The organism is Allobosea sp. P1_A7, assembly GCF_056406775.1.
The window spans coordinates 1-10029 of record NZ_JBFTZN010000214.1 but is presented as its reverse complement, the minus strand read 5'-3'; the positions used below and the strand labels follow the sequence as shown (position 1 = coordinate 10029).

The window sequence follows — 10029 nt, the reverse complement described above, 5'->3', positions numbered from 1 at the left end:
CGGCCAGACACGTCGGATATTGCGGGATCGCCGTACTTCACAACCGCCTCTGATCCGCATCTGAGACAACGGTATGGCACGATCTGAAGGTTCACTGAGGTAAGGTCGACGCAGTTCGTGCAGTGGCACGGCCAATCGGGCGAAGCTATCAGTGTTTCCCTAGCGAGAGCTCATCGTCTGTCCTAGCCTCACCAGTAGTAGCTCTGGCGGTAATAGCCCCGATTCCAGCCGTAATAACGGGGGGGGCATAATAGGCTGGCCGCGCATAGTAATGACGCAGGCGGTAATAGACCCGCAGCCCATAATAGGCAGGGTAGCCATATCCGTAGGCCGGGTATACGTAGCAATACACCCGGCGATCTGCCGAGGGAGCTCGCTCAAGAGCGTGGGGCCAGGTCCCCCCATCCACATCCAGGACGGCAATCCACACTCAATCGAGCAGCCGAATGTCATTTTCCTGACGCTCTCGCAGGGCTACTGCCTTCGAGCGAGCGTCCGAAATCGTCAGAATCTCGAGCACCTGCGTATGGGTTTCGCGATAGACGCTGCGAAAGGCCATCCAAAAGGTCTTTCCGCCGATAGAGATTTTTCCGGTTGCGGTGACACTGGTGGCGCCGCTGAAGTTACTGACTATACTCGCGCCAACTTGGCTCGCCCCGATGCTTTCAAACGCATTTGATACGACGCGTCTCAGCGAATCTTCCAGCTCTGCGACCCGATACGGGGCCGGCAGCGTCGCTGTTGAAATGGTGACACGCTCAAATTCGTTGATACCTCGGCTTAACTGGATCATACGCACTGAGGCATTGCCAATCTGTATCGTCTCCTCACCTTTGGTGAAGGGCACATCCGAACTAACGGCGATCTTCATGTCGGCAAAGAACTCGCTGCGCGGCATGGTCTCGGACCATTCAAGCGTGAATAGGCGCTGAGCCCGGGCGACGACGCCTTCCAATCCTTCGAGAACCCGACTGGCCATCTGCTCGGTCACATGGACCGATTGGCCGCGGGTGTTGATGGCAGCGCCAGTGGCTGCGGCGCGTATAACACGGTCGCCGTTCTCAACCGCCGCCTGCAACTGAGTAGCTTGACGCAGTACGCCGGTGGGGGGCTGGAGAGCGGCCTGGCGCGCGACGGCATACCCAGGCGAAAGCACCTCACGATGGGCCCTTGCCGACGCCAGAGCGGAAGCCCAGATTTCCCTCTGATAGGTCAGGGATAGGTCGACAACTGTTTTGATGGTGGCAAGATCGGCTGCCGAAGGGGCCGCGATCTGATAAACTGGCTGCCAAAATTCCGTGTGCAATTCCTTGGTCAACATACCGCCGGTCGGGCTCATCACCTTCGCCAAGATCTCGTTCTGCCGAGGGGTGATGGCGCTTGAGTTTGGAGGTGCTGCGATTGGAGCCTGGGCGCTCGCTGTAGTGGATGCGATCAACAGCATAATGCCGGCTGACTTTGCTAATAATTCCAAACGCATCTAGGTCTCGTTCGTTCCAGGTGGCTGCGAAGGGGAAGAATCCATAGAAGGCAGGGGTAGTATGGGTAGTGGGGGCCTTTCGGCATGACTTGTCGAGGTATTTTTCGACCGCCAAGGAGGACACTCTAAACCAGTTCGTGGCAGGGGGGGCCCGCGGGGGTGGTTCGCCAAGGACGAGGTTGACTACGAACTGAAGTAGGCGGCGAGCCGGTTCGTTGGGCGGAAACGGTAGCCGAAATCACACCTATCAGGCTTTACCGCGAGAAGGCCCCGGGGCCAGACGCGCAGCGCAAATTTGAAGCACCCCCCCGCCACGATAAGCGTATGTTGAAATTCGATTTGCATCTGTTCAAGGTCAGATGCCCCGGCGCCTTTGCTCTTGCCTTTTGATCGGTCTTAGCTGCGCAAGGGGGCCGGGGTCGGTTCTCGTCAAGGCGCCAATCAGTTATCGCGGTCATGCGAGCGTTAAACGGTCTTGGCTGTCGGCGCGCACGCGCCTCTTCCCCCCTCACTCAGTTTCGCCGTTCTTCACGTCTCGTTGTGCGACCGGTACGGCGCTCAGTGCGTCGATCGTCACGTCCGCTACGCCGATCCTGACGTCGGTCCATACCGGTGGTCTGCGCCTGAGAATTTGATACTTTTAAAACCGAGACGGCCCCAGCAAGGGCCAGTGCGGCCGCCGACCACAAGAAGGATAGGCCGCGTCGACGAGTAATCCCTTCCGAAATGAATATTTCGCTCATGTCAGAACTCCTTAGGTTCAATGAACCGTTCTTGCTGACCCCCCGTCCCTCCAGAAAGACGTCTCGAAGCAAGCTCACCTGCGACCGCGAACCATGGTGAGACAACTGTCCGCGTCATTCATGGAACGCGGTTTATGAACCCCAGAAATGCCTCCTACAAGGGTATTCGTAAAACTCGCGGCGCCCCTTATCACGCTATGGGTAATGTTCGCGGCCCAAATACTCAACGGAGAGGTTCGACCGATCGTTGACGTCTAAGGTCCCAACCCAAAAAGAGTTGAGCGGTTTCAGTAGGTTGTGATTCCGTCAGGTTGAGAGACTTGATGGAGCCGAGGGGCCGAGGGGCGCTGGACCGAAACCGCTCGGCGCGCGGAGTTGATGAAGCGGGCAAATCGAGAAAGAGTGACTGCCACCTATCGCAAAGCTGCAAACGAACCAAAAAGGGGTTGAAGGATGCAGTCCGAGCTGTCTGATAGCACCGATCTGGTGGCGGTTTCCGCCGCGCTCGTCGCAGCCTATGTCTCCAACAACTCCGTACCGAGCGCCGAGCTGCCGAAACTGATTGATGATATCCACGCTGCCCTCCGCTCGCTGGGGGCACCGGTGTCGATTGAGCCGGAGAAGAAACCGGAACCCGCGGTATCGGTCCGCAAATCGATCAGGGCGGATTTCATCATATGCCTGGAGGACGGCAAGAAGTTCAAATCGCTGAAGCGGCATATCCGGACGCGGTATGGTTTGACGCCCGCCGAGTACCGTCAGAAATGGAACCTTCCGGCGGACTACCCCATGGTCGCGCCGAGCTATGCGGAATCGCGATCGGCCCTGGCGAAGGCGTCCGGCCTTGGTCAGTCGCGCAAGGCTGCCGCGTCTGCGCCTGAACCAATCGTCGAGGCTGCGTCTGCGGTCGCGGATAAGCCAAAACGCGCCTCGCGCATCAAGGCAAGCGCACCCACCGCGGGCCTGGCCGCGCCGGAGAGTATCCAGACGAAGCACGCCCCACACAAGGCGAAACCTGTTGGCGAGCCAGTGGTGGAACCGTCCGCAAGACCGAAGAGGGCGCGCAAGACCGCCGTAATCAGCGGCTCATGAGGCGCGAGGCAGCGGGAGACATTAGCACCCTGACGAAAATCACATTCCCTCAGCGAAAATGTTCGCTCGCTTGTCTCGTTGCCCTCGGGTCAATCGATGATGTGATACCCGCCGTCGATATAGAGCACCTGGCCAGTGATGAGCCGGGCCGCATCGTGCGCGAGAAACGCGGTGGCGGCCCCAACATCGTCGATCGCGACGAGTTCGCGGGCCGGCGATTTCCGCTTGGCCTTCTCCAGTAGGGAATCGAATTCCGGAATGCCCGAGGCGGCGCGCGTCGCCAGCGGACCCGGCGAAATCGCGTGGACACGAATGCCCTTCGGGCCCAGTTCGGCGGCCATATAGCGCACCGCAGACTCCAGGGCAGCCTTCGCCACGCCCATGATGTTATAGTTCTCCACCACCATCTGCGATCCGTAATAGGTCATGGTGAAGAGGGTGCCGCCGTTCTTCATGAGCGGCTCCGCGAGCTGCGCCATGCGGATGAACGACCAACAGGAGATCTCCATCGTTTTCGAGAAGCCCTCGAGGGGAGCGTCCGTCACGCGTCCCGCCAGCGTGTCGCGCGGCGCGAAGGCGATGGAGTGGACAACGAAATCGAGCTCGCCCCAGGTCTCGGTGATGCGCGCGAAGACGGCCTCGATCTGCCCCGGCGCCGCAACGTCCAGCGGCAGTACTATCTGCGCTTCCAGCTCCCGGGCGAGCGGCTCGACATAGGGGCGCGCCTTCTCATTGAGGTAGGTCACGGCCAGATCGGCGCCGAAGGCGCGGAAGGCCTTGGCGCAGCCCCAGGCGATGGACTGATCGTTGGCGATTCCGACGATGAGGCCCTTCTTGCCCTCCAGCAGCTTCGCTTTAACGGCGGGAATGGTCATGGCAGCCTCGCGGTTCACTGGGGGATGTCGAACAGGCGGATGGTGTGGCGTGCGATCATCAACTCCTCGTCGGTCGGAATGACGTGGAGGCCGACGCGACTGCTGGGCGCCGAGATCGATGATCCGCCTGCGGCATTGGCGGCTGGATCGAGCTCGGCGCCGAGCCAGGCGATGCGGCGGATGATGCGCTCACGCAGCTCCGGCGCGTTCTCGCCGATGCCGGCCGTGAAGACCAGGGCGTCGATGCCGCCGAGCGCCGCCGTCAGCGAGCCGATGYTGAGCGCGGAGCGATAGACGAAATGGTCGATCGCGAAGGCGGCGCGCGGGTCGTCGCTTCCGAGCAGATCGCGCATGTCGCTAGAGATGCCGGACAATCCCTTGAGACCGGCCTCATGGTAAAGCAGCTTGGACACCGCCTCGGCCGATAGCCCCTTCTGCATGATCAGATGCAGCACGACGCCCGGGTCGAGCTGCCCGGGGCGGGTTCCCATCGGCAGCCCGTCCAGCGCCGTGAACCCCATCGTGCTTTCGACGCTGCGCCCGTCCAGAAGAGCGCACATCGAGGCCCCGCTGCCGAGATGGGCGATTATCACCCGCCCGGCTGCATGCTCCGGAAACGTCTCGCGCAGGCGCTCCGAGACATACTCGTATGACAGGCCATGGAAGCCGTAGCGCCGTATCCCGTCCCGGTGGAGCGCCAGCGGCAGGGCGTAGCAATCGGCCTGCGCCGGATGGTCGCGATGGAAGGCCGTGTCGAAGCAGGCGATCTGCGGCACGTCCGGATTGATCTCCATGGCGAGCCGGATCGGCAGCAGATTGTTCGGCTGGTGCAACGGAGCCAATTCCGCATAGGTCGCCAGCTTGTCGAGAAGCGCGTGGTCGATCACGGTCGGAGCGGCGTAATCGGGACCGCCATGCACGACGCGGTGCCCTATCGCCATCAAGCGAAACCCCTCCAGACTGCGCAACCAGGTCCGGGTCTTCTGGATCGCGCACGGGAGGTCCGGCACCTCCTCGCGCTGGAAGGTGACATCGACGAGCGACGCCCCGTTGGCATCGGAGGCGCGTAGGCGCGGCCGATGCCCGATGCCGTCGAGCTGCCCCCGCACCTGCCGCGTCAGCTCGGAGCGGGAAACGGTGAAGATCTGGAACTTGAGGCTCGATGAGCCGGCGTTCACGACCAGGATCGCGTCCATGCGCCTAGACCGCCGCCGCGGAGGCGGCATGCCGCCGAGCGGCTGCGTAGAGCGCGGCGACGGCGCAGGAGGCCAGGCGCGCCCGGACAGAATCTGCGCGCGAGGTCAGGATGATGGGCACGCGCGCACCCAGGACGATGCCCGCCGCATCGGCGCGCGAGAGGAAGGTCAGATTCTTGGCGAGCATGTTCCCGGCCTCGAGATCGGGAACGACGAGGATCTGCGCGTGACCAGCGACGGGCGAAACGATGCCCTTGATGGCAGCGGCCTCCGGGGAAATGGCGTTGTCGAAGGCGAGCGGGCCATCGACCAGCGCGCCGGTGATCTGGCCACGATCGGCCATCTTGCATAAAGCCGCCGCTTCCAGAGTGGTCGGGATTTTGGTGGTCACTGTCTCGACGGCCGAGAGGATCGCGACGCGAGGGACACCGAGGCCGATGCCGGCCCAGAGGTCGACCGCGTTCTGCACGATGTCGCGCTTGGCATCGAGATCCGGAAAGATGTTGATCGCGGCGTCGGTGATGAACAGCGTCTCGGCATGGCCCGGCACGTCCATGATGAAGACGTGGCTGATGCGCCGCTCCGTGCGCAGCCCGGTGGCTCCCGCCGCAACCTCGCGCATCAATTCATCGGTATGGAGACTGCCCTTCATCAGCAGCTCGCCGCGCCCTTCTCGCACGAGTTTCACGGCTTCGGCCGCGGACGCATGGCTATGCGGCATGTCGACGATCTCCACGGCACCGAGGTCCAGCCCCTGGGCCTGCGCGACATCGCGGATCCTGTGCTGCGGTCCGACCAGAATTGGCACGATCAGCCCCTCGTCGCGCGCCTCCAGAGCGCCCTGCAGGGAGGCTGCGTCGCAAGGGTGAGCGACAATCGTCAGCGCCGGCGCACCGCTGCGGGCCGCCGCGATCAGCCTGTCATATTTGGAGGTGGGCGGYGTCTCAGCCCCCCCCAGCGTCTTGTCGCACGCCGAGCGCATCGCTAGGCCCTCCGTCTTGCGGCGATGGGGAGGTTGCCGGGGGGATTCGCGCCCAGTGGCGGTGCAGCCTCGAACTGGGCTCTGATCTCTTCGAGCCGACCGGCGGCCTCTCCCGAAAGGGCGCCACGCGCCGTCGATACCTGCTCGACCAGCGCGAATGCGGCGTCTCTAGCATCATGATCTGGCGGCAGCAGATCAGGCAGCGTCCGCAGCGCCTCGGACTGGTCGATCAGCAGCATGAAGTACTGCTCACGGGTCAGCGACTTGAACTCGCTCAGCGTCATGCGCCGGGCCTGTTCGCCCTGCTTGCGCAAGCGTCGGATCGCTTCGAAGCTCCTCTCATCGACGCCTTCCCGCGCCATGCCGACATAGAGAAGCGCCCGCACGCAGGCGTGCAGCAGCCCGCCGCGTCCAAAGCCGCCGCGCAGTTCACCGATCCGCTTCTGGACGAACTCGTCATGGAGCTTGCTCCTGGCGGCGCTCCGTGGGCGGTACGGTGAACTCGGGTCAATTCCCACGGCGGATTGCAACAGGGGCGAGCCGTAGACGGCGCGGAAAGTCTGCTCCGACATGGTCTCGGCCAGCTGGCGCCAGCCATCGAGGGCGTTGACGATGTGATCCGAGACCATGTCCTGCGCCTTCAGGAAGATGTTGTCAGCGGCGGCCGGCTGGCGCTCCTCGCGCACCTGGTTCGCTGTCGGTTCAAGCCAGGAGAGAAACGGGTTTCGCGAGCCAAACAGCTCGTATTGCAGCCGCAACGGATGCAGGTTGCGCATGGCCTCGGCGGCGATAGGGTTGGCGGCTGCCTTTATCCAGGGCTGGACCAGAGCGCGGTAGAGTGAGAGGTTGGTCTCGGACACGCGCGCGGCCGTCGCGAAGCGGCGCTCATCGTCGAGATCGTTGCCGCCGAGCGCCCGGATGTCGTCGAGCGTGCGCGCCTCGCAGCGCATCACCCAGTCACCGGTCACCAGGTCTGGGTTGGCATCGGCCTCGGCCTTCGGTTCGAAGGTTGCCTCGTAGAGGCCGGGCGGCAGCACGTCGATGATATCGATATTGGAGGCGAATTCGTCGTGTTCCTTCCGGGCCACGCCCGCCGATACGAAGATGCCGAGGTGCCCGATCCTGTCATGGACGGCGTAGACGATCGTCTGGCCGTAGGAGCGTATCTCGTCGACGCTGTCGTAGAGATCGAGTATCCAGTCGAGCGCTTGCTGAGGCGGGGTGATATTGTCGCCCTTCGAGCAGAAAACCACGATCGGCGAGCGGATATTGCGAAGGTCGATCGACGTACCGTCCGCGGTGCGGATGTCGCCGCAGGCCAATTTATTGCCGATGAAGAGCTCGTCAACGATGAACTGGATTTCCTCCGCGTTCAGCGTGACATGCCCGCCCCACCATTTTTCGAAGCCCAGGTACCGCTCGACCTCCGTGTCGATCTTCGAATAGAGGTTGTAGTGCTTGGTCCAGAGCGTGTTCGCCGGGTTCTGGTTCTCGAAATTCTGGACCAGCCACGCTCCGTCGAACGTTCCCGCACCGGCATCGCCGGTGAGGGCCGTCAGCCAGCTCCCCCCTAGCAGGCCGCCGGAATACCGCATCGGGTTCTGGCCCTTTACCCCGGCCCAGTACGACAGGGGCGAGCCCGCGAGGATGATCGGCCCGAACAGTTCGGGCCGGATCGCCGCAAGCATCGTGACGGCCCAGCCAGCCTGGCAATTCCCGATAACGCACGGCTTGCCTTCGGCCTTGGGATGGCGGGAGATAACGCGTTCGAGGAAGACGGCTTCGGCGTGCGCGACGTCTTGGATCGTCTGACCKGGCATTGCATCGGGCAGAAAGCCGATGAAATAGCAGGGGTGCCCGGCCGCCATAGCCACCCCGATCTCGCTGTCGGCCTTGAAGCCACCGATACCAGGGCCGTGCCCAGCTCGCGGATCGACGATGACGAAGGGGCGCTTGCTCTCATCAACGACGACGCTTGGCGGTGGCAGGATGAGCGCCAGGATGTAGTTCACCGGCCTGGGAAGCTCGCGCCCGTCGCAGACGAGATCGGCGTCATAGWCGAGCACGTGCGGCGCGCTCTGCGCGATATGTTCCTCGTATTGGAGCCCGCGCCGCCTCATCGTGTCGAGGAACAGGATCCAACGCTGCCCCGCATCGATTGTATAAGCCGCAGCATCGGTTACGAAATTTGACGTATTAAAAAGCATAACCCGCACTCCGAAACGTCCAAGGTCAGTTCGAAAAACCGCGCATCGTCATGCCATAATCCGAATTATGACTTTTCGGCATGCTTAGATTGAGATCAAATTGACGTATGATGAGCCTTGTACGCCGCTAATTGCCTCTGGTCCAGAGGGAGATCCACGGCCGTCTTCGATAAGACCGCGCTTCGCACTCGACTGCATCAATTTCTTCATTGTGACTGTCATCAATCCTTCAAATTTTGCTCGTGCCGCCTTGAATAGCGCTCGTAGCAATATCCATACCGATATGCCGCGCTGTCCCCGAGGAATTCGAGGAAGGCATCAAGGCCACCTGACATGAGCCGACCCAAGGGCGACGTCACGCCTCGCATTATCGACGGCTTCCACCCGCATCAGGCGCAGATCTCGATGCCCGGAACGGGGCTGGGGCGCTCGCTGGATACGATGTTGGCATGGTCTCGTGGCCGCAATTGGCGGACGCGTCCGTTCTCCGCGAGTGCCTACAAGTTCGCGACCGCGCAAAGCGCTCGTGAAACCGGGCGCGGCAGGAAATGCGAGAGCCCGCGCCATGCTGACGCGCGATGAAATCTGGACCTTGCACCTGTTTCGTCCAGACACCGGCCGCGTCGATTTGCGGCCGAGAAAGTCGCGCGAGGAACCGATTCGCAAGGGTCTGATCGAATGGACGCCCGCGCCAGCGTGGGCGGGCATTAACACCTACGCGCTGACTGCGCGCGGGCGGGCGGGCATGGGCATGCTGCCGACGGCGCCGGATTGATCAGTTGCGGGGATACGAGGGAAGCAGCCGCGTTGAAGGGCCCGATCGAACGACAGCTTTCCGACCCAAATCGGACGGCCAGAATCGACCACCCATCTGAGCCATTTGAAGATCGGTCTCTGGCGACCGGAGCCGATCCAATTCTCGACGTTGACTGCGTCCGCCTTCGGGCCAACCCGGACTTCCGTTCGCCTCAGCCTCAGCCTTATTCTCTCAGGAAGTATCCACTATTGGCCCCAGAGTTGACTTAGTGGCGGTGCGGCCTGCCGTCCGGACGGAGCCAGCGGCCTGCTGGACCGCGCTCCTATTTGAGCAGCATTGGGAGGACGACAAGTGCCGCAAGAGCAAGCACGACCSCGATGCGCAGCCAGACAKCTCTGAGATGWTTCCTCGCAAGCATATGACGCTCCCTTAACGCTACGACAGAACTCACATGTTAAACCCGTCTCTGACCTGCATCCCAGTAATGGAGTCAGCCAAGTCTTAATGTCATCAAGGACCTACCCTTGCGCGGCGCAAGCCGCCCTGCGGCRCCCGGTTCGTGGCCGCTGTCACGGCTTCGTCAGCGAGCGCAGTTGTCCCGGTTGGCTGATTGGGGCTGCTGCGAAGCCGCAGTACGACGCGATCACTCCCGTTGATAATCACCGAGGTCTGGAACGCGCCGGTGCGGGGGTGGTTG

General features: G+C 62.4%; 7 protein-coding genes. 2 read left to right on the top strand and 5 right to left on the bottom strand.

Annotated elements, in window-relative coordinates:
• Positions 1–430: 430 nt before the first annotated feature.
• Positions 431–1480 (bottom strand): hypothetical protein, encoded by a 1050-nt coding sequence (locus AC1D34_RS27670; RefSeq protein WP_441509044.1) that lies wholly within the window; start codon positions 1478–1480, stop codon positions 431–433.
• Between the two features lie 1196 nt (positions 1481–2676).
• Here AC1D34_RS27670 and AC1D34_RS27665 point away from each other — a divergent pair.
• Positions 2677–3315 (top strand): Ros/MucR family transcriptional regulator, encoded by a 639-nt coding sequence (locus tag AC1D34_RS27665; RefSeq protein WP_476777446.1) that lies wholly within the window; start codon positions 2677–2679, stop codon positions 3313–3315.
• Between the two features lie 89 nt (positions 3316–3404).
• Here the strand turns inward: AC1D34_RS27665 and fabI are convergent, their stop codons facing one another.
• Genes fabI through AC1D34_RS27645 form a run of 4 tightly spaced genes read right to left on the bottom strand, consistent with a single transcriptional unit; the run spans position 3405 to position 8575 of the window.
• Complete coding sequence (fabI, locus tag AC1D34_RS27660) at positions 3405–4190, bottom strand: enoyl-ACP reductase FabI (RefSeq protein WP_441509042.1); 786 nt, start codon at positions 4188–4190, stop codon at positions 3405–3407.
• 14 nt (positions 4191–4204) lie between these two features.
• Positions 4205–5386, bottom strand: a complete 1182-nt coding sequence (locus tag AC1D34_RS27655) for an acetate/propionate family kinase (RefSeq protein ID WP_476825925.1) — start codon at positions 5384–5386, stop codon at positions 4205–4207.
• A gap of 4 nt (positions 5387–5390) precedes the next feature.
• On the bottom strand, positions 5391–6368 hold the full coding sequence (locus AC1D34_RS27650; protein ID WP_476825924.1) for a phosphate acetyltransferase: 978 nt from the start codon (positions 6366–6368) through the stop codon (positions 5391–5393).
• A 2-nt stretch (positions 6369–6370) separates the two neighbouring features.
• Positions 6371–8575 (bottom strand): DUF3141 domain-containing protein, encoded by a 2205-nt coding sequence (locus tag AC1D34_RS27645; RefSeq protein WP_476825923.1) that lies wholly within the window; start codon positions 8573–8575, stop codon positions 6371–6373.
• Positions 8576–9140: 565 nt separating this feature from the next.
• Between AC1D34_RS27645 and AC1D34_RS27640 the strand changes: the two genes are divergently transcribed.
• Positions 9141–9350, top strand: coding sequence for a hypothetical protein (locus AC1D34_RS27640; RefSeq protein WP_441509038.1), 210 nt, complete (start codon positions 9141–9143; stop codon positions 9348–9350).
• Positions 9351–10029 lie beyond the last annotated feature (679 nt).